Origin of the sequence: Herbaspirillum sp. meg3 (assembly GCF_002257565.1) — a bacterium.
Lineage (GTDB): Bacteria > Pseudomonadota > Gammaproteobacteria > Burkholderiales > Burkholderiaceae_D > Herbaspirillum.
On the sequence record NZ_CP022736.1, the window covers coordinates 1,985,902 to 2,004,621 of the forward strand.

An 18,720-nucleotide genomic window follows, 5' to 3' on the forward strand; every position below is an offset into this window, starting at 1 on the left:
CGCGAGTAAGGCGGCGAGGGCTGTTATACTCCCGCCTGTTCATGAAAATGCGTAAAGGAATACGATGAGCAAGTCGACAACGACATTTCTGGGCTTCGAGCAGGCAATCGCCGAGCTGGACGCCAAAATCGAGGAGTTGCGCTTTGTGCAAGACGACTCGGCAGTCGATATCTCGGAAGAGATCGAGCGCCTGGTCAAGAAGAGCCAGCAACTGACCAAAGATATCTACGCCAAGCTGACCCCGTGGCAAGTGTCGCAAATCGCGCGTCATCCGCAACGTCCTTACACGATGGACTATGTGAATGAAATCTTTACCGACTTCCACGAGTTGCACGGCGATCGTACTTACGCCGACGACTTGTCGATCGTTGGTGGTCTGGCACGTTTCAACGGCCAGGCTTGCATGGTGATCGGTCACCAAAAGGGACGCGATACCAAAGAACGCGCCATGCGCAATTTCGGCATGCCAAAACCGGAAGGCTATCGCAAGGCCATGCGCCTGATGAAAGTCGCCGAAAAATTCAATCTGCCGATCTTTACCTTCGTTGATACGCCGGGCGCATTCCCTGGCATCGACGCGGAAGAGCGCGGCCAATCCGAAGCGATCGGCCACAACCTCTACGTCATGGCCGAGCTGAAGGTTCCGCTGATCGCTACCATCATTGGTGAAGGCGGTTCCGGCGGTGCGCTGGCGATTGCCGTCGGCGACTCGGTCCTGATGCTGCAATATGCGACGTACTCGGTGATCTCGCCGGAAGGTTGCGCATCGATTCTGTGGAAGACGGCTGACCGTGCTTCCGACGCTGCCGAAGCGCTGGGTCTGACCGCGCATCGCCTGAAGGCCATGGGTCTGATCGACAAGATCGTCAACGAACCGTTGGGTGGCGCCCATCGCGATCCGAAGCAAATGGCGTCGCTGCTCAAGCGCGCGCTGGCCGATACGCTTCGCCAGTTCCAAGGCGTCAAGACCAAGGAATTGCTGGCGGCCCGTCATGAAAAACTCATGAGCTACGGCAAGTTCAAGGAATTGAATCCGCAAGAATAAGGCCGTAAGTTGAGACGGCATTGTTCGGCTCGATAAGAGCTGCACAGAGCACAGTCGGTACAGTAACAATCCGCATGGCGGCACAAACTCTGGTTTGTGCCGCCATTGCAGTTTTTAAGCAGGTACTCGAATCTGTTTGCGGTATATGACCATGCCGTAAGCAGTGTCGAGTTCAGTTTGCAGGGAAGTCCACCATGTCTGCCACCTCCGGCGCCCAACTCACCCTTCAGCAAGAATTGACGCAAGCATTGCAGGCGTTGACGTCCGGCCACGGCGGCGATGAGGCGTTCTCCACTGCATTTCCTGCAATCGCCATCGCGTATAGCGGCGGACTGGATTCGTCCGTGCTCCTGCATCTCGCGGCTACATTTGCGCGTGAGCATGGCACGCGCTTGTTTGCTTTTCATATTCATCACGGTATCAGCGACAACGCCGATAGCTGGCAAACGCATTGCCGGCAGGAGAGTGAGCGCCTCGGCGCTGTTTTCGACACGCGCAACATCGCGCTCAAGGATCTCGATAAAAGTGGCGTTGAAGAGGCTGCGCGCATCGGCCGTTATCACGCGCTTGGCGAGCTGTGCCATGTGCATGGCGTCACCCTGCTGCTGACGGCGCATCATCAGGACGACCAGGCGGAAACGATCTTGCTGCAGCTTTTGCGCGGCTCCGGCGTAGCAGGGATGTCTGGCATGGATCAGGCCAATGCCGCTGCCAACTTGCTCGGCAATGATCGCTTGCTGCTGGCGCGGCCGCTGCTCAGCGCATCGCGTGCGGCGCTGGAGCGATACGCCGCGTCACACACGCTGTCATTTGTCGATGATGAATCCAATAACGATACACGTTATGTCCGTAACGCATTGCGGCACCGGATCATGCCGGCGTTGGCTGAGCTGTTTCCAGGTTTTCAGGAGCGTTTTACGCGCTCTGCCAGTCATGCTCAATCGGCGCAGCGTTTGCTGGTGACGCTTGCGCAGCAAGATCTGGCGGCTTGTCTGGATGGCGAATATCTGAGCGTGCCGGCGCTGCGCGCGCTGGACATTGACCGCATCGATAACTTGTTGCGGCATTGGTTTGCATTGCGTAATTTGCGTATGCCGTCGTCGGCATGGTTGCTGGAGTTACGCACGCAATTGCTGGAAGCAAAATCCGACGCACAACTCTGCGTCACCCATCCGGATTGCCATATCCGGCGCTATCGCGACCGCGTCTTCTTAACGCCAAGGCGTCCGGCTTTCGACGAACATACAGAGCCAATGGAATTCGTCTGGCGCGGTGAGCCTAAACTGCATTTTCCGCAATTTGCCGGGAGCTTGCTTTTCGATGCTGCCGATGAGGGATTCAACGCCGCGTGGCTGCGCGGGCAGCAACTGTCGGTGCGTTTGCGCAGTGGTGGCGAACGCGTCAAGCTGGCGTGGAATCGCCCGACCAAGAGCGTCAAGTATCACTACCAGGCGATGGATATTCCCGCATGGGAACGACCGTATTTGCCGATGGTGTTTGCCGGCGAACAGATCTTGTATGCGGCTGGCATTGGCATGGATTGCCATGCACAGCGCGAAGCGATAGCGGGGGAGAGTGAGGCTCAGGATCCGCGCATCGCCTTGCGATGGCAGGCTGACCTGAGCTGACATTGTCACATCGGATGCGCACCGGCAAGCAAGCGCAAACAGCTGACTGCAGACAACAAAACGGCTTGCCATGAGTGGCAAGCCGTTTTGTTTTTGCTCCCTGAGCTTTTATTTCACGGTATGCACGCCGTGATGACGTCTACTCGGGCTTTATTTACCTTGCTTAGTCTTACTTAGCCTTCGCAGGTGCAGCGTCAGTTGCTGGCTTGGCGGCCGGTGCTTCTGCTGCTTTTTCCTTCTTGGCAGCATGCTTGACCTTCTTGTGCTTGACAGCGGTTTCAGCCTTCGGTGCTGCCGTCGCTGCAGCAGGTGCCGTCGCAGCCACTGGAGCTGCTGCTGGTTTTGCTGGAGCGGCAGTTGCGCCGGTTTGGGCAAACACTGGCAGAGCCAAAGCGGAGAGCAGAGTCGCAACGATGATGGATGTCGATTTCATGATGGTTTTCCTTTAATGAATTTCTTGGTTCAAGCTGTTATTTCAGCTCATGCGTGTTTGCTTGAGATTGCTTATGCTTGCTCTTACTTGGTCTTGGCTGGAGCAGCTTCGGTTGCCGACGTTGCTGCAGGCTTGGCTGCTTTCGTTTCAGCGGCCTTGGCTTTCTTTGCAGTGTGCTTTGCCTTGGTGTGCTTGGCTACAGCCTTTGGGGCTGCGGTTGCGGCAGCAGGTGTGGTCGCAGCAGGAGCGGCGGCTGGAGCAGCAGGCGCGCCGGTTTGGGCGAACACTGGCAGTGTCAGAGCGGAGAACAGAGCAGCAACGATGATGGATTTCGAGTTCATGGCAATTTTCCTTAAAGAGAAGTTTTTCAGTCTCGGCGTTTGCTTGATCAGCTTGTTTGCTGCGCCTTACTTCCATTAACGAACCTGCCACCGAAGCGACGACGTCAAAGTGTTTCAAAAGATGTCATATTTGTAAGCGTCTGTTGCTGACGTTTTTTTACATTCTGCAGCATCTGCCCGCTTACGCGGGCGCCTGCCATGCGGTCTACGAAAATGGCCAACCGTGCGAACCAAATAAACCGACCAGGCCGATCACGATCAGGTAGATGGCAATGATGAAGTTAAGCAGGCGCGGCATCACCAGAATCAGAATGCCTGCAATCAGCGCCACCAGAGGGCCAAAGGAAAGATGGATGTTCATGTCGTACTCCTTGTTAATTCGTTCTGATTTATTTTTAAACGGAACAACGATATTCATCTGATGGTAATCCGGCTGCGGAGTTCAGCTGATGCAGCATCTGTTCAGCAAATCGTTTCGGCAGTCCTTATAATGCTGGTCTGATTATTTGCTGAAAGTAGGGCATGGCTTTTCAAACGTGGTTTGCATTTTTTCTGGCAGCTTGCCTGATTGCTATCTCTCCCGGCTCGGGCGCGGTCTTGTCAATGAGTCATGGTTTGAACTATGGCGTGCGCAGAACCAGCGCCACGATTCTTGGTCTGGAAATTGCGCTTGTCCTGATTCTGGTCATTGCCGGCGCCGGTGTGGGGTCGCTGCTGGTGGCGTCGGAGGCCGCCTTCAATACCATCAAGATACTGGGCGCTGCTTACCTGATCTATCTCGGCTGGTCGCAATGGCGTGCACCAGTGCATATCGATGAACAGAAAGCGGTTCGGCCGGCGGTGGCGAACGCCTGGTGGCAACGCGCAATGACCGGGTTTCTGACCAATGCCACCAATCCCAAGGGGATCGTTTTCATGGTCGCAGTCCTGCCGCAGTTCATCAATCATGATCAGCCGCTATGGCTGCAATTGCTGCTGATGGCGATTACCATGGTGGCCGTGGATCTGGTGGTGATGCATGGCTACGCGTTTGCAGCCAGTCGCATGCAGCGTTTCTTCCGCGACGCGAAGGCGGTCAAGGTGCAGAACCGCTTTTTCGGCGGCGTCTTGATGCTGGTGGGCGCAGGCCTATTCTTTTTCAAGCGCAGCCAGTCCTGAATGGTGATGGTGCGCCAGTAATCGCGTCATTATTAAGTGGAAAAAAGCCCGTATGAGACAGTGTCTGATACGGGCTTTTTGCTGCGCGCCCGGCAGGCGGGCGCTGATGCTGCCGAAATACGTGCTGAAGTGCCGGCGACGTATTTTATTGCTTGTCCTTATTTGTCCTTCTTCAGGCATTCTTTCATGAAGGCTTTGCGATCATCGCCTTTCTTGCCGGTAGCGTCCTTGTTGCAGCTCTTCATCTTGTCTTGTTGAGTCATTGGCGCAGCAGGTGCGGCAGGCTTGTTGGACAAACAATCTTTCATGAAGGCTTTGCGTTCATCGCCTTTCTTGCCGGTAGCATCCTTGTTACAGGAGGTCATCTTGCTCTGCTGGGCCGTCTGCGCCATGGCGACAGGGCTGAACAGGAAGACGGGAGCGATGATGGTGACGGCGGCGATGGCGGCGAGCAGCTTTTTCATGGGTTTCTCCAATAAGGGATAACGTGGTTGGTGCGATTCTGATACCGTGTTCTGCGCTTCGAGGCATTACAGCATGAAATGTATTGCCTGCCAATGAACGTTTGCCAAACCGCCTGCGTTGACAGCACCATCCTCCGCCATCCCGGCCGGAGTCAGCGTGGGCAGCTGATATCGCCTTCCGGGCAGGACGCAAGCGCCTTGAGTTCTTTGGTGCGCTCCTGAGTCTTCTGGGTCAGGCAGGATTGCAGCGCCATGCCATGCGCGGAGCCGCCGGTGCTGGAACTGGCATACTTGCAGGAAAGATCACGATACTTGATCCACGCCAACTGCACGTCGCGGACCTGGTTTTGCTGGGCCTTGTTGAGGCGATTGCGGTAGTCGATGTAAGTCTGGTTCAGCTCGGCATCGGCTTTGTTGAGCGCTTGCGAGCCGCATTCATCCATCTCGGCTTGCGTCGTGGCCTTGTCGCAATCGAGCGCGTGCGCGGCGACGCTTAGTGTCGACAGGGAGAGCAGGGCGGCAATGCGCCATAAAGATAATTTCATTTCTTTCCTCAACTTTGACTGGTGATGAGTGTCTACCCGGTGGGCGACGTTGGCAAGTGATCTGTAAATCGCAGAATGTAAAAGTATGCGTGGCGCAAGTACGTACAAACAGAGACAGGCATTCAGATGATGTATCTGCCGGTACGGCGCAGCAGGTTCTTAGAATGTCCGCATAGTATTGAGTTCAATCAAAGATGGAGTAGAGGAATGCCTATTAACTGGATCGCAGCGCTTAAATTGATACCGTGGTCGGACGTCGTGCAGGCGACACCGACGGTAGTTCAGGGCGCGAAGGATTTATGGTCGCGCACCAAGAGGTCGAAGGCCAAAGCCGTCAGCTCGGATAATCCTGAACACGCAGAGGTCGGCAGTCTCGCTCATCTGACACAGCGCGTGGAACAGCTGGAGTCTGAGCAGTTGGAAGCTTCTGCTTTGATCAATACGCTTGCGGAGCAAAACGCCCGCCTGGTTGCTGCGCTGGACAACTTGCGTACGCGGATGAAGATGCTTTACGCCGTTTGTGTTTTGCTGGTGCTGAGTGGTGCAGCGCTATGGTTTCGATAGGTGAGCGTCGCCGTGTGACGGTATGCGCTATCCTGTTTCGAGTTTTACGTTCTCTTGTTTGATTTTTCATTTCCGCTTCTCGTTTTGTTTTTCGTCCTTATTTTTGCTCAACCAGGATCTGCATGTTCTCTTTATCGTTGCGTATGACGCGCCGTGACTGGCGTGCCGGCGAGTTGCGTTTTCTTTTAATTGCACTGATTGTCGCCGTCGCGGCCTTGTCGTCAGTTGGCTTTTTTGTCGATCGCATGCGTGCGGGACTGGTTCGTGACGCGCATCAACTGCTGGGGGCTGACTTGCTGGTCGGGGCCGACCAGCCCCTGCGTCCAGAATGGCAGGACAAGGCGGCGCAGTCCAATCTGCAAATGGCCCAGACCGTTGTTTTCCCTAGCATGGCGATTGCGGGCGAAGGCGATGCCGCGCGCTCCATCCTTTCCTCGATCAAGGCAGTGTCGGACGCCTACCCCTTGCGGGGACAGCTGAAGCTGGCTGACGCTTCAGGTGGTACCGACCGTGTCGCCGACGGGGTGCCGTCGGCGGGCAGCGTCTGGGTCGATCCGAATGTTCTCTCGGCCTTGCAAGTCAAGGTCGGCGATACGCTCAAGTTGGGCGATAAATCATTTCGCATTGCGGCGGCCATTGCGGTTGAACCTGACCGCGGCAGCGCTTTCGTCAACTTTGCACCGCGTGTGATGCTGTCGATGCCGGATCTCGCGGCGACCGGCTTGGTGCAATACGGATCGCGTGTGACCTATCGTCTGCTGCTGTCAGGTGCACCAACGTCGGTGCAGTCGTATCAGCAATGGCTGCAGAAGACCATTGACGACGGCAACATCAAAGGCGTGCGTATCGAATCGCTGGAATCGGGTCGCCCTGAAATGCGGGCCACACTGGATCGCGCCGAGCAGTTTCTCTCGCTGGTCGGTTTGCTATCGGCACTATTGGCCGCCGTTGCTGTGGCGATGGCGGCACGCCGCTTCATGTTGCGTCATCTGGATGCTTGCGCCATGTTGCGTTGTTTCGGTATGACGCAAAATCAGGTCACGCTGATGTATGTGCAAGAGTTCATTCTGGTTGGCTTGGTCGGTAGTGCGCTGGGCGTATTGCTCGGCTTTGCCGCCCATTTCGTCTTGCTGGAATGGCTGGGACGTTTCATGCCGACCGCTTTGCCGCCCGCCAGCTGGTGGCCGGCGGTGCAGGGGATCGCGATTGGCTTGCTGTTGCTGGTGGGCTTTGCCTTGCCGCCGCTTCTGCAGCTACGCAACGTGCCGCACAACCGCGTCATCCGGCGTGAATCGTCGACACCCAAAGCCATGAGCATCGCAACCTACATTCTGGGTGTGGTCGTCTTCACCGGCTTGTTGCTATGGCAGGCAGGCGACGTCAAGCTGGGGGCCATGACGGCAGCAGGTTTCCTTGGCGGCTTTGCCTTGTTCGCGTTGATCGCGTGGGCTTGCCTCAAGAGCGTGCAGTCGCTGCGCGGCTTGTTCGACAATCAGAGCTGGCGTTTTGCGATTGATGGCCTGCAGCGTCGTCCGGGCGCCACCACCATGCAGATCGTTGCACTGGGATTGGGTTTGATGGCGCTGCTGCTGCTGACGGTGATTCGCGGTGATCTGATCGGTGCATGGCGTCAGTCGACACCGGCCGATGCGCCGAATCGTTTTGTGATCAACATCCAGCCCGACCAGAAAGATGTCGTCCAGCAAAAGCTGGTCCAAGAAGGATTGCAGAAGGTGCAGCTGTATCCGATGATTCGCGGCCGCCTGGTGCAGATCAACGGCAAGCCGGTCACCAACGACACCTATCAGGAAGACCGCGCCAAGCGCTTGGTGGATCGCGAGTTCAATCTATCCACCATGCGCGACCTGCCGGCGCAAAACACCATCGTCGGTGGCAAATGGTACGACGACAGCAAGCCGGAAGCCTCAGTGGAAGAAGGTCTGGCCAAGACACTCAAGCTGAAGCTGGGTGACCAGTTGCAGTTCGATATCGCAGGCCAGTTGGCGACTGTGCCGATCACAAGTATTCGCAAGTTGGAGTGGGGCTCGTTGCGCGTCAACTTCTTCGTGATCATCAATCCGGCGGCGATGAAAGACATGCCGCAGACCTGGATTACCGCGTTCCATCTGCCGGACGCCAAGGCGGGGCTGGGTAATGTCCTCACGCGCGACTATCCCAATCTGACAGTGGTCGACATCGGTAGCGTACTCAAGCAGATTCAGGACATCGTCGATCAGGTGATTGCCGCAGTGGAATTCTTGTTCTTGTTCACACTGACGGCCGGTGTACTGGTGTTGTATGCCGCACTGGTCGGTACGCAGGACGAGCGGGTGCGCGAGGCGGGGTTACTGCGAGCACTGGGCGCAACGCGCAAGGAGTTGGCGAGGGCGCAGCGTATCGAGGTCATGCTGATTGGCAGCGTAGCCGGTTTGCTGGCGTCCAGCGGGGCCGCCGGCATCGGCTGGGCGCTGGCGCATTACGTATTCGACTTCGAATGGAGTTTTAGCCCATGGCTGTGGGCAGCGGGTGCTGTGATCGGGATTGCCTGCGCGGTGTTTGGCGGCTGGGCCGGATTGCGTAGCGTTCTGGCAAGACCGCCGCTTCAGACGCTGCGCGAAGCATAAATATCTCCCCGTAAAGACCGGGCTGAACGGGCGGCCGGACGGCAGCTGCGCTATCATCTCGGTCTATGCAAATCGAAGACCCCAATCAACCGACTGTCTACGACATGATCGGCGGCGCGGACAAGCTGCGCGAAATGGTGGATCGTTTTTACGATCTGATGGACCTTGAGCCGGAGTTCGCCGGCATCCGCGCGCTGCACCCACCCTCGCTGGAAGGGTCGCGCGACAAAACCTACTGGTTCTTGTCCGGCTGGAGCGGTGGGCCCAATCTGTATATCGAACGTTTCGGCCATCCTTTTTTGCGCGCGCGTCATCTGCCGTTCGCCATCGGTATTTCGGAGCGCGATCAATGGTTGCGCTGCATGGCCTGGGCAATGGAAGACACCGGCCTCGACGAAACATTGCGCACCCGGCTGATGGAATCTTTCTTCCAGACAGCGGACTGGATGCGCAACAAGCCTGAATGAATCAATAACACGACGACATGACACAAACTGAACTGATCCTTATTGCCCTCGTCGCCGTCGGCATCGTGCTGCAAGTGCTGATCCTGATGCGTGGCCGCGGCGGCGTCGATATCGCCACGCCTTTGCAGCAGGTGAAGAGCGAACTGCAGCGTCACCAGCAAGATCTGGCCGAACGCAGCGAACGTGAGTTGCGCGAGCAGATGCAGAGCAACGCACAGAATACACGCCAGGAACTCGGCAGCAATTTTGGCCAGCTGCAACAGACGCTGGCGGCGCAGATGACCAGCGTGGCCACCTTGCAGAACAACCAGATCGACAGCTTTGCGCAGCAACTGGTCAAGCTCAACGAGACCAACGCCCAGCAACTCGACGGCATGCGCCAGACGATGAACTTGCAGGCGCAAGCCAGTCGTGAAGAACAGGCCGCTTCGCTCAAGCGCTTTGGCGACACGCTCAATCAGACGCTGTCCACGCTGACCGAATCCAATGCGCAGCGCATGGCAGAAGTACGCGCTACGCTGGAAGCCAAGATCAAGGACCTGCAGCTCGACAACGGCAATCGCCTTGAAGAAATGCGTAAAACCGTCGACGAAAAATTGCACGCGACATTGGAACAACGTCTGGGCGAATCCTTCAAGCTGGTGTCCGACCGTCTAGACAAGGTGCATCAGGGCCTGGGCGAGATGCAGCAACTGGCCATCGGTGTGGGCGATCTGAAGCGGGTGCTGACCAACGTCAAGACCCGCGGCACCTGGGGCGAGGTGCAGCTGGAAATGCTGTTGGAACAAATGCTCACACCCGACCAGTACGCCAAGAACGTCGAGACGGTACCCAATACCGGCGAGCGCGTTGAATTCGCGATCAAGCTGCCCGGCAACGATGACGGCGGTACGCCGGTCTGGATGCCGATCGACGCCAAGTTCCCGAAAGAGCAATATGAACGTCTGGCAGAGGCCGCTGACCGCGCCGACGCCGAAGGCGTGGCGCAAGCAGGACGCGAGTTGGAGCGTGCGGTGCGTGGCGAAGCCAAAACCATCGCCGAGAAATATCTGTCACCGCCACTCACTACCGACTTCGCAATTTTGTTCCTGCCGACCGAAGGGCTGTATGCCGAAGTCATGCGTCGTCCAGGTTTGTCGGATGACTTGCAGCGCACGCATCGCGTCAGCATCGCCGGCCCGTCAACTCTGTCCGCTTTGCTGAACAGCTTGCAAATGGGCTTCCGCACACTGGCGCTGGAGAAGCGCTCGTCGGAGGTCTGGCAAGTGCTGGGTGCGGTGAAGACCGAGTTCACCAAGTTTGGCGATGTGCTGGCTGCAACCAAGAGCACGCTGGAACGCGCGGCCAAAAACATCGAGCAAGCCGAGACGCGTACACGTCAAATGACGCGCAAGTTGAAGTCGGTGGAAGCACTGCCGAGCGACACGGCGCAAAAACTGCTGGGAACGGCAGAGCCGGAAATCGACGGCGACGGTCAGAGCGAATTGCTCTAAGGCCGGACATTGCAATCCTGGCGAGAGCCGGGATGTTTGCAAGGATTCAGCGAATCAACAACTTCATCAACAGCGCAAATGCCTTGCCATAAGGCGGACTGAACAGCCGCATCGCATTGATGCGGCTCTGCCTGAATACCGGCTTCATGTGCGAAAAACGCCGGAAGCCTTCCTCCCCGTGATATGCACCGATGCCGGATGCGCCGACGCCGCCGAAGGGCAGGTCTTCCTGTGCGATATGCAGCAGCGTGTCGTTGATGGTGACGCCGCCGGAGACTGTCTGTTGCACCACCCGGTCGATAATGCGAGAGTCTTTGTCGAAGACATATAACGCCAGCGGACGTGGTCCGGTGTTGACGGTCGCGATGGCGTCACTGATCTTTTCATAAGTGACCAGCGGTAGCAGCGGGCCGAAGATTTCTTCCTGCATGATGCGTGCTTCGGGTGGTGCCTGCGTCACGGCAAGCGGCGGCAGCAGGCGCGTCGATGCATGTGGTGCGCGTCGGCTCAGCGGAGTCAATATCGCCCCATGCTGCTGGGCATCGCTGCATAGCGCGGCCAGGCGTTCGTAGTGGCGCTGATTGACGATGCTGGTGTAGTCGTCGGTAGGCAGGCGTTCATCATTGAGAGAGGGGTAAAACCGTGCAACCACATCGCGAGCACAATCGATAAAGGCCTTCTCGCGGCCTTTGGGCAGCAGCACGTAGTCGGGAGCAATACAGGTCTGGCCGGCGTTGAGCAGCTTGCCACTGATGATGCGCGTCACGGCATGCCGGAAGTCGGCGGACGGCCCGATGATGGCCGGCGATTTGCCACCCAGTTCCAGTGTCACAGGTGTCAGGTTGGCACTGGCGACGCGCATGACTTCGCGACCGACCGCCGTCGAACCGGTGAAGACCAGATGGTCAAAGGGCAGGGCGCAAAATTCTTGCGCTAGCGCGACATTGCCGCCGCTCTCACCACCGCTCTCACCGCTGCTATCACCATTCACGATGGCAATTTCATCGTCCGAAAACGATTGCCGGATCAACTGATCGAACAGCGTGCCGAATGCCGGCGTGTGTTCCGAGAGTTTGACCATGGCCAGATTGCCGGCCGCCAGCACACAGCTGAGCGGGCCGACGGTCAGCAGCAGCGGATAATTCCAGGGCGTGATGATGCCCACTACGCCCAGAGGTTGCGGCAACAAGGTGTTACGCGCGGGTTTGTACCAGATGGATGTGCGGCGTGATTGCGGCTGCATCCAGATGTGGCCGTGTGTCAGCGCATGATCGATGGCTTGCAGGCTGGTGAAGACTTCCAGGAATTGCGTCTCGTGCTGAGAACGATTGCCGAAGTCTTGGCTGATCGCCGTCGCGATGTCGTGCTTGTGGCGGATCAGCAGATGGCGCAGGCGCTGCAGTCTGTCGCGGCGTAACTCCCATGAGGCACTCGGTTCGGCACGCGCATGGTCGTGCAGTTGGCGAAAGCGCAGAGATAGCGACATCGCCGTGTTCCTTTACGTCAAGCCGTCGAACAGCACGACTTGCACCGCGTCGCCGGCGGCCACGTCGCCTTGCGCGTCGTCCAGCACAATGATGCAGTTGGCGTCAGACATGGAGCGCAAGATGCCGGAGCCCTGTGCACCGGTCAGCCGCACTTTCCATTCGCCATCGTCGTCAGCCGCGAGAATGCCGCGCTGGTATTCGGTGCGACCGGGTTTCTTGCGGATGGCGGAGAGAGATTTTACTTTCAGGCGCGGCAACGGACTGGCGTTGGCGCCGGACATGCGCAGCAAGGCATCGCGCACGAAGAAGTAAAAGCTGACCATGACTGCCACCGGATTGCCCGGCAGGCCGAACAGATAAGCACCGCGGCCTTGCGAGGCGATACGGCCGAAGGCCATGGGGCGGCCCGGACGCATGCCGATTTTCCAGAACAGCATGTCGCCAAGCTTGGTCATGGTTTGTTTGGTGTAGTCGGCGGCACCGACGGAGACGCCGCCGGAAGTGATGACGGCATCGGCATGTTCGCAGGCGCTGCGGAACGCTGCTTCCATCGCAAGCGGATCATCCTTCACCACGCCCATGTCGATGATGTCGCAACCCAGGCGCGTTAGCATGCCGTAGAGCGTGTAGCGGTTGGAATCATAGACGCAACCCGGTTCAAGCGGCTCGCCCACGGAACGCAATTCGTCGCCGGTGGAAAAGAAGGCGACGCGCAAACGTCGTTTGACGCCGACTTCCGCGACGCCCAGAGAGGCCAGCAAACCGATATCGGCCGGGCGCAGGATTTTGCCGGCTCGCAGGGCAACCTGGCCGTCACGCAAATCTTCTCCGCGCAGACGCCGGTTGTCGCCGCGGCGTACGCGACCTGCAGGAATGGTCACGGACGTCTCACCGGCATTCTCGGTAAATTCTTGCGGGATCACTGTATCGCAATCGGCAGGCATGGCCGCCCCAGTCATGATGCGTACGCATTCACCGTTGGCGACGGCGCCGTCAAAGCGTTGGCCGGCATGGACGCTGGCAACAATGCGCAAGGTCAATGTGTTGCCCTCGGCCAGGTCATCGCCGCGCAGGGCGTAACCGTCCATGGCGGAATTGTCGTTGGCAGGGACATCAATGGTCGAGACGATGTCGGTCGCCAGCGTGCGATCGAGGGCGCTGCGGATGGCGACTTGTTCGACCGATTCGATCGGCTGCACGAAGTCATGGATGATCTTCTGTGCTTGCGGCACGGTCATGGCGTTGGGGTCGTAACCCGAAATGCAGCTGACGATGTCGGACAGGGAGGCTTGAGTCATTTATTCTGATTCCAGTTTGTCGATTTTGCCGGTCGATTCCAATGCGTACAGCTCTTGCAAGGTGTTGACGTTGCTGAAGGCGGTTTCGTCATCAAAATGGGCTTCGGCGGTACGGATGCAGGCAAACCAGCGTTCCATCTTGCGGCCGTCGTCTTGCAAAAACTGTGTCAGCGAAGGCAGCAGCGTTTTTTTCAGCAGGCAAAACACCGGGTGGCGTTGCCGTTGTTCATGGCCGCCGGTTACGGCAAGCGCTGCCTCGGCGTTGTGTAGCTCAAGTTCTTCCGCAAGTCTGGCAACCAGATCAGCGGGCAGTAACGGCGAGTCGCACGGTACGGCAGCCAGGTAGTCGGTAGCGCAATGTGTCAGGCCGCTATGCAGGCCAGCCAAGGGGCCGGGGAAGTCTGATAACAGGTCGAGCCACACCGGCGCATGAAACACCGCTCCAAGCGCTGCATAGTCGTTCTCATGGCGATTGGCATTGATGGCGAGACGACGAACTTGCGGCGAAAGACGTTCCAGTGCATGTGCCGCCAGCGGTTTGCCGCGAAAAGCCTGCAAACCTTTGTCGACATGCCCCATGCGGCTGCCGCGTCCGCCGGCAAGAATCAGTCCTGTAATCTGTTGGGGCGCGATGGACACGGCCATCACCCGCCGATATACGACATTTCCACCTTGCGGACTTGCGGCATCGATGTTGTGGATGTGTCCTTGTTTTCGCTGCGCAGTTCGGAATAGCGATCGCCGCGTTGACGCCACAGGCTGCCGATAGCGGAGGAGATCTCGGCATCGCTGCGTTCGCCGCGCAGCAGACCGCGCAAGTCGTGGCCTTCACTGGCGAACAGGCAGGTGTAAATTTTTCCTTCGGTGGAGAGGCGTGCGCGGCTGCAATCGTGGCAGAAAGCCTGGGTGACGCTGGAAATAACGCCGACTTCACCGCTGCCATCTTTATAGCGCCAGCGCTGTGCCGTTTCGCCGGCATAGTTGGCGTCGATTGCTTCCAGCGGCATCTCGGCGTTGATGCGGGCGATGACGTCGCTTGAAGGCACGACCTCATCCATGCGCCAGCCATTGGAACTGCCGACGTCCATGTATTCGATGAAGCGCAGGACAAACGGCGTGTTCTTGAAATACCGCGCCATTGGCAGGATTTCGTGATCGTTGACGCCTTTTTTGACCACCATATTGATCTTGATCGGGCCCAGACCGGTTTTGTGAGCCACTTCCAGGCCATGCAGGATTTGCGAGACCGAGACGTCAACGTCGTTCATGCGTTTGAAGTTGGCGTCGTCGAGCGCATCCAGCGAGACGGTGACGCGCTTGAGACCGGCATCTTTCAACGCCTGGGCCTTTTGCGCCAGCAGGGTGCCATTGGTGGTCAGGGTCAGGTCGAGTTCGCGGCCATCGGGCGTTTTGATCGCGTGCAGCATGGTGATCAGGCGCTCCAGATGCTTGCGCAGCAGCGGCTCGCCACCGGTCAGACGGATCTTTTCGACGCCGTGGGCGACGAACAAGGTGGCGAGGCGGGTGATTTCTTCAAAAGACAGCAAAGAGGAATGCGGCAAGAAGCTGTAGTCCTTGTCGAATACTTCTTTGGGCATGCAATAGACACAGCGGAAATTGCAGCGGTCAGTGACCGAAATGCGCAGGTCGTGCAGTGGACGCATCAAGGCATCGGTAAGAAAGCCGGTCGGTGCTTCCAACAGCGCGGGAACGGCTGCAATGCCGCCGACAGGGCGTTCGTCAAAGATGGGGATGATGCGCTTATTCATACTCGCTACGATAGCACGAGGCGGGGAATTAGACAGTGTACAGAACCGATATCCGCAACAAGGCACAGCGTATAACTCGAGTGGAGCTTAGTTTCTTTTTGGCAAAAAAACTGGCTGCGCTGATTCTTTGTACAAGTGCTCTTTTGCTTGTTTTTCTTTGTTTGATTACCGAAACAGCAGACGAGAAAAAGGGAGCTTTCGCTCCCTTTTTTCACTGCGCTGCAACGTCGGCATCAGTGCATGCCGACGCAGAGGCATCAACGACGGGTTTCGACCTGAACCAGTGGCTCTGTCGATTGCGGCGGCAACGGCTTGCGTTCACGCGGCACGTGTACCGGCGGTACGATCTGGGCTGCGGCAGCCTGGGCGGCGCGCAGCTTTTCCGGATCGGTGCTTGCCAGGGTCAGACCGGCCGAGGACAGCATGTCGTGCAGGTCATTCCATTGCTGCTTGCCGTTGGCCGCTGGTGCAGCTTGTGCAGTAGCCTGGACAGCTGCCTGAACCGGTGCAGGGGCAGCAACAACCGGTGCTGGCACTGGTGCTGGTGCTGGCACTGGTGCTGGTGCTGGTGCTGGTTCTGCGGCTGCCGGAGCAGGTGTTTCAGGCAACAGACTGATTTGTTGTGGTGCCGCTGCCGGTGCTTCTGCAACGACCGGAGCCGGAGCAGGTGCAACTGGTGCAGTTTCAACAGCAGGTTCAGCCACGACCGGAGCAGTAAAGGCTGGAGCAGTAACGACGGGAGCGGGAGCAACAGGCACCTCCGCCGCGATCACGACTGGTTCTTGCGCAGGTGCAGGTGTCAGCGCCGGGGCAGCTTCGACTACAGGTGCTGCTGCAACAGGCGCAGCGGCAGGAGCGGCAACTTCAGCAACCGTGCTCACCAATGCTGGTGCAGTCGGGGCTGCTGGGGCTTTCTCGTACCAAGGACGTTCTGCCGCATCGTCAGCCGGGGCTGCTTGTGGTGCAAGGGATGCTGCTACTGGTGCCGACTCTTCGCCATCCACCAGTTCGCCTTCACCGTTCTCACCACCGACGTTATCACCTTGTTCGCGATCACGACGATTACGGTTGCGGCCACCGCGACGGCGACGACGACGTGGTTCGCCTTCCTCAGTCGTGCCTTCGACTTGATTGCCGATGACTTGCGCTGTTTCAGTGCCTTCGACAGCACCGGCAGCAACACCGGTTGCCAGTGCGGCTTCCAATGGCAATGCCTCGTCAGCTTTCGGCAGATCCTTGCGCTCTTCGCGTGGAGGACGCGGTTGGCGTGGCTGACGCGGCTCGCGTGGTTCACGGGCTTCGCTTCCTTCGCGCGGTTCGCGGTTTTCACGCGCTTCGCGTGGCTGGCGAGGTTCGCGTGGTTCACGATTTTCGCGTTCGTTACGACCTTCTGCGCCTTCGCGCGGCTCGCGTGGCTCACGGGCTTCCTTCGGCTCACGCGGTGGGCGAGGCTGACGCGCCGGTTTGGCTTCGGCGTCATGCTTGCCGGATTCTTCGCGGGCATTTTTCTCAGGAGTAGTGCCGTCGCGTTCTTCGCGCTCGTTACGGTTGCGGCCATTGCGGTTGCGGCCATTGCGATTGCGGCCGTTGCGGTCGGCGTGTTCGCGCTTTTGCGGTGTCTTGGTTTCGACCGGAGCGGCGACAGGCGTCGCTTCCACCGGCTTGGCGCGGAAGAAGCTCCAGATCTTGCTGAAGAAGCCCGACTCCGGCGCCAGTGTCGGTACCGGTTCTGCAGGAGCAGCGACCTTGCGCTCAACGATAGGCGCAGGCTGGTCAGGGGTGATGCCCTTGACGACGGCTTCCTGGCGCGGCTTGACGTCTTCCTTCTGGCGCTTGCTGTAACCGATGTCGGTTTCTGCTTGTTCGGCCATGGCGTAGCTGGCTTGCGCGTCGTCCAGGCGCGGATCGTCGTGCTTGATGCGCTCGAGCTTGTAGTGCGGGGTTTCCAGATGCTTGTTCGGGATCATGATGACCGTCACGCGATGGCGTGTTTCGATCTTCAGGATTTCGCCGCGCTTTTCGTTGAGCAGGAAAGCGGCGACGTCGACCGGTGCCTGCACGTGGATGGCGGCAGAGTTTTCCTTCATTGCTTCTTCCTGGATGATGCGCAGGACTTGCAATGCGGACGATTCGGTATCGCGGATGTGACCGGTGCCATTGCAACGCGGGCAAGTCACGTGGCTGCCCTCGGACAGCGATGGACGCAGGCGCTGGCGCGACAATTCCATCAGGCCGAAGCGGGAGATCTTGCCCATCTGAACGCGGGCACGGTCATGGTGCAGGGCGTCTTTCAGGCGGGATTCGACTTCACGCTGGTTCTTGGCGTTTTCCATGTCAATGAAGTCGATGACGATCAGGCCGCCCAGATCGCGCAAGCGCAATTGGCGGGCCACTTCGTCGGCGGCTTCAAGGTTGGTGTAGAACGCGGTGGTTTCGATGTCGGAGCCGCGGGTGGCACGCGCCGAGTTGACGTCGACGGAGACCAGGGCTTCGGTGTGGTCGATCACGATGGCGCCGCCGGATGGCAACGGCACGGTGCGCGAGTACGCGGTTTCGATCTGGTGTTCGATCTGGAAGCGCGAGAACAGCGGCACGTCGTCGTGGTAACGCTTGACGCGGTGAACCATGTCCGGCATTACGTGCGCCATGAACTGCTGGGCTTGCTCGTGGATGTCGTCGGTATCGATCAGGATTTCGCCGATATCAGGCTGGAAATAGTCGCGGATCGCGCGGATCACCAGCGAGGATTCCTGATAAATCAGGAAAGCGCCGGAACCGGACTGGCCGGCGCCTTCGATGGCGCGCCAGAGTTGCATCAGGTAGTTCAAGTCCCATTGCAGTTCGTCGACGTTGCGGCCGATGCCTGCGGTGCGGGCGATGACGGACATGCCGTTGGGCAGGTCCAGTTTGTCCATGGTTTCGCGCAGTTCCTGGCGATCTTCACCTTCGACACGACGGGATACGCCGCCGCCGCGTGGATTGTTCGGCATCAGGACCAGATAACGGCCTGCCAGGGAGATGAACGAGGTCAGGGCTGCGCCCTTGTTGCCGCGTTCTTCCTTCTCGACCTGGACAATGATTTCCTGGCCTTCGCGCAGGGCTTCCTTGATGGAAGCGTTGCGGACATCGATGCCTTCCTTGAAATAGGTGCGGGCAACTTCCTTGAACGGCAAAAAGCCGTGGCGTTCTTCGCCGTAATTGACGAAGCAGGCTTCCAAAGAAGGTTCGATGCGGGTGATGACGCCTTTGTAAATGTTGGATTTACGCTGTTCGCGTCCGGTGGCTTCAATATCGATGTCGATCAGTTTTTGACCGTCAACGATGGCTACGCGCAATTCTTCCTGCTGCGTAGCGTTGAACAACATACGTTTCATGTTTCACTCCGTGGCACTGAGGCCGTAATG

The 18,720-nt window shown here is 58.3% G+C and carries 17 protein-coding genes; 7 read left to right on the forward strand and 10 right to left on the reverse strand.

Features of this window, described 5'->3' with window-relative positions; genetic code table 11:
* The first annotated feature begins 64 nt into the window (after positions 1 to 64).
* Both hmeg3_RS09015 and tilS read left to right on the forward strand, forming a co-directional pair.
* Entirely contained in the window at positions 65 to 1,045 is a 981-nt protein-coding gene (locus hmeg3_RS09015) for an acetyl-CoA carboxylase carboxyltransferase subunit alpha (RefSeq protein ID WP_094563428.1), read from the forward strand.
* Positions 1,046 to 1,239: 194 nt separating this feature from the next.
* Positions 1,240 to 2,673: a tRNA lysidine(34) synthetase TilS gene (gene tilS, locus hmeg3_RS09020; RefSeq protein ID WP_094563429.1), complete on the forward strand. Its 1,434-nt coding sequence runs from the start codon at positions 1,240 to 1,242 to the stop codon at positions 2,671 to 2,673.
* Between the two features lie 169 nt (positions 2,674 to 2,842).
* On the opposite strand, the gene hmeg3_RS09025 is transcribed toward tilS, so the two are convergent.
* The 3 genes from hmeg3_RS09025 to hmeg3_RS09035 form a co-directional block, all read right to left on the reverse strand.
* A complete protein-coding gene (locus hmeg3_RS09025) occupies positions 2,843 to 3,106 on the reverse strand; it encodes a hypothetical protein (protein ID WP_094563430.1) in 264 nt (87 codons plus the stop codon).
* 83 nt (positions 3,107 to 3,189) lie between these two features.
* Complete coding sequence (locus hmeg3_RS09030; protein ID WP_094563431.1) at positions 3,190 to 3,447, reverse strand: hypothetical protein; 258 nt, start codon at positions 3,445 to 3,447, stop codon at positions 3,190 to 3,192.
* Between the two features lie 205 nt (positions 3,448 to 3,652).
* Complete coding sequence (locus tag hmeg3_RS09035) at positions 3,653 to 3,808, reverse strand: DUF3096 domain-containing protein (protein ID WP_007877342.1); 156 nt, start codon at positions 3,806 to 3,808, stop codon at positions 3,653 to 3,655.
* A gap of 161 nt (positions 3,809 to 3,969) precedes the next feature.
* On the opposite strand from hmeg3_RS09035, the gene hmeg3_RS09040 reads away from it, so the two are divergent.
* Entirely contained in the window at positions 3,970 to 4,605 is a 636-nt protein-coding gene (locus hmeg3_RS09040; RefSeq protein WP_094563432.1) for a LysE family transporter, read from the forward strand.
* Between the two features lie 158 nt (positions 4,606 to 4,763).
* Here hmeg3_RS09040 and hmeg3_RS09045 read toward each other — a convergent pair whose 3' ends face one another.
* Together hmeg3_RS09045 and hmeg3_RS09050 are read right to left on the reverse strand one after the other, a co-directional pair.
* Positions 4,764 to 5,069, reverse strand: coding sequence for a PsiF family protein (locus hmeg3_RS09045; protein WP_094563433.1), 306 nt, complete (start codon positions 5,067 to 5,069; stop codon positions 4,764 to 4,766).
* Positions 5,070 to 5,221: 152 nt separating this feature from the next.
* Positions 5,222 to 5,614 (reverse strand): lysozyme inhibitor LprI family protein, encoded by a 393-nt coding sequence (locus hmeg3_RS09050; protein WP_094563434.1) that lies wholly within the window; start codon positions 5,612 to 5,614, stop codon positions 5,222 to 5,224.
* A gap of 207 nt (positions 5,615 to 5,821) precedes the next feature.
* Here hmeg3_RS09050 and hmeg3_RS09055 point away from each other — a divergent pair, with 207 nt between their 5' ends.
* The 4 genes from hmeg3_RS09055 (at position 5,822) to rmuC (ending at position 10,762) form a co-directional block, all read left to right on the forward strand.
* Complete coding sequence (locus tag hmeg3_RS09055; protein ID WP_094563435.1) at positions 5,822 to 6,178, forward strand: hypothetical protein; 357 nt, start codon at positions 5,822 to 5,824, stop codon at positions 6,176 to 6,178.
* Between the two features lie 122 nt (positions 6,179 to 6,300).
* Positions 6,301 to 8,802 (forward strand): ABC transporter permease, encoded by a 2,502-nt coding sequence (locus tag hmeg3_RS09060; protein ID WP_094563436.1) that lies wholly within the window; start codon positions 6,301 to 6,303, stop codon positions 8,800 to 8,802.
* Between the two features lie 65 nt (positions 8,803 to 8,867).
* Complete coding sequence (locus hmeg3_RS09065) at positions 8,868 to 9,269, forward strand: group II truncated hemoglobin (RefSeq protein ID WP_094563437.1); 402 nt, start codon at positions 8,868 to 8,870, stop codon at positions 9,267 to 9,269.
* A 17-nt stretch (positions 9,270 to 9,286) separates the two neighbouring features.
* The gene (gene rmuC, locus hmeg3_RS09070; RefSeq protein ID WP_198361808.1) at positions 9,287 to 10,762 is read left to right on the forward strand and encodes a DNA recombination protein RmuC; all 1,476 of its coding nucleotides are present in this window, start codon (positions 9,287 to 9,289) and stop codon (positions 10,760 to 10,762) included.
* 46 nt (positions 10,763 to 10,808) lie between these two features.
* Here rmuC and hmeg3_RS09075 read toward each other — a convergent pair whose 3' ends face one another.
* From hmeg3_RS09075 to hmeg3_RS09095, 5 genes are all read right to left on the reverse strand, one after another.
* On the reverse strand, positions 10,809 to 12,248 hold the full coding sequence (locus hmeg3_RS09075; protein ID WP_094563438.1) for a coniferyl aldehyde dehydrogenase: 1,440 nt from the start codon (positions 12,246 to 12,248) through the stop codon (positions 10,809 to 10,811).
* Positions 12,249 to 12,260: 12 nt separating this feature from the next.
* Positions 12,261 to 13,547: a gephyrin-like molybdotransferase Glp gene (gene glp, locus hmeg3_RS09080; protein WP_094563439.1), complete on the reverse strand. Its 1,287-nt coding sequence runs from the start codon at positions 13,545 to 13,547 to the stop codon at positions 12,261 to 12,263.
* Entirely contained in the window at positions 13,548 to 14,192 is a 645-nt protein-coding gene (mobA, locus tag hmeg3_RS09085) for a molybdenum cofactor guanylyltransferase MobA (RefSeq protein WP_094563440.1), read from the reverse strand.
* Positions 14,192 to 15,316 (reverse strand): GTP 3',8-cyclase MoaA, encoded by a 1,125-nt coding sequence (gene moaA, locus hmeg3_RS09090; protein WP_094563441.1) that lies wholly within the window; start codon positions 15,314 to 15,316, stop codon positions 14,192 to 14,194. The genes mobA and moaA overlap by 1 nt, the downstream gene beginning before the upstream one ends.
* 257 nt (positions 15,317 to 15,573) lie before the next feature.
* On the reverse strand, positions 15,574 to 18,690 hold the full coding sequence (locus tag hmeg3_RS09095; RefSeq protein ID WP_094563442.1) for an Rne/Rng family ribonuclease: 3,117 nt from the start codon (positions 18,688 to 18,690) through the stop codon (positions 15,574 to 15,576).
* Between the last annotated feature and the right edge of the window lie 30 nt (positions 18,691 to 18,720).

Excerpts from the sequence above, each read along its gene's own strand:
- hmeg3_RS09015 (WP_094563428.1), top strand. The coding sequence starts at position 65 with ATGAGCAAGTCGACAACGACATTTCTGGGCTTCGAGCAGGCAATCGCC.
- tilS (WP_094563429.1), top strand. The coding sequence starts at position 1,240 with ATGTCTGCCACCTCCGGCGCCCAACTCACCCTTCAGCAAGAATTGACG.
- hmeg3_RS09025 (WP_094563430.1), bottom strand. The coding sequence starts at position 3,106 with ATGAAATCGACATCCATCATCGTTGCGACTCTGCTCTCCGCTTTGGCT.
- hmeg3_RS09030 (WP_094563431.1), bottom strand. The coding sequence starts at position 3,447 with ATGAACTCGAAATCCATCATCGTTGCTGCTCTGTTCTCCGCTCTGACA.
- hmeg3_RS09035 (WP_007877342.1), bottom strand. The coding sequence starts at position 3,808 with ATGAACATCCATCTTTCCTTTGGCCCTCTGGTGGCGCTGATTGCAGGC.
- hmeg3_RS09040 (WP_094563432.1), top strand. The coding sequence starts at position 3,970 with ATGGCTTTTCAAACGTGGTTTGCATTTTTTCTGGCAGCTTGCCTGATT.
- hmeg3_RS09045 (WP_094563433.1), bottom strand. The coding sequence starts at position 5,069 with ATGAAAAAGCTGCTCGCCGCCATCGCCGCCGTCACCATCATCGCTCCC.
- hmeg3_RS09050 (WP_094563434.1), bottom strand. The coding sequence starts at position 5,614 with ATGAAATTATCTTTATGGCGCATTGCCGCCCTGCTCTCCCTGTCGACA.
- hmeg3_RS09055 (WP_094563435.1), top strand. The coding sequence starts at position 5,822 with ATGCCTATTAACTGGATCGCAGCGCTTAAATTGATACCGTGGTCGGAC.
- hmeg3_RS09060 (WP_094563436.1), top strand. The coding sequence starts at position 6,301 with ATGTTCTCTTTATCGTTGCGTATGACGCGCCGTGACTGGCGTGCCGGC.
- hmeg3_RS09065 (WP_094563437.1), top strand. The coding sequence starts at position 8,868 with ATGCAAATCGAAGACCCCAATCAACCGACTGTCTACGACATGATCGGC.
- rmuC (WP_198361808.1), top strand. The coding sequence starts at position 9,287 with ATGACACAAACTGAACTGATCCTTATTGCCCTCGTCGCCGTCGGCATC.
- hmeg3_RS09075 (WP_094563438.1), bottom strand. The coding sequence starts at position 12,248 with ATGTCGCTATCTCTGCGCTTTCGCCAACTGCACGACCATGCGCGTGCC.
- glp (WP_094563439.1), bottom strand. The coding sequence starts at position 13,547 with ATGACTCAAGCCTCCCTGTCCGACATCGTCAGCTGCATTTCGGGTTAC.
- mobA (WP_094563440.1), bottom strand. The coding sequence starts at position 14,192 with ATGGCCGTGTCCATCGCGCCCCAACAGATTACAGGACTGATTCTTGCC.
- moaA (WP_094563441.1), bottom strand. The coding sequence starts at position 15,316 with ATGAATAAGCGCATCATCCCCATCTTTGACGAACGCCCTGTCGGCGGC.
- hmeg3_RS09095 (WP_094563442.1), bottom strand. The coding sequence starts at position 18,690 with ATGAAACGTATGTTGTTCAACGCTACGCAGCAGGAAGAATTGCGCGTA.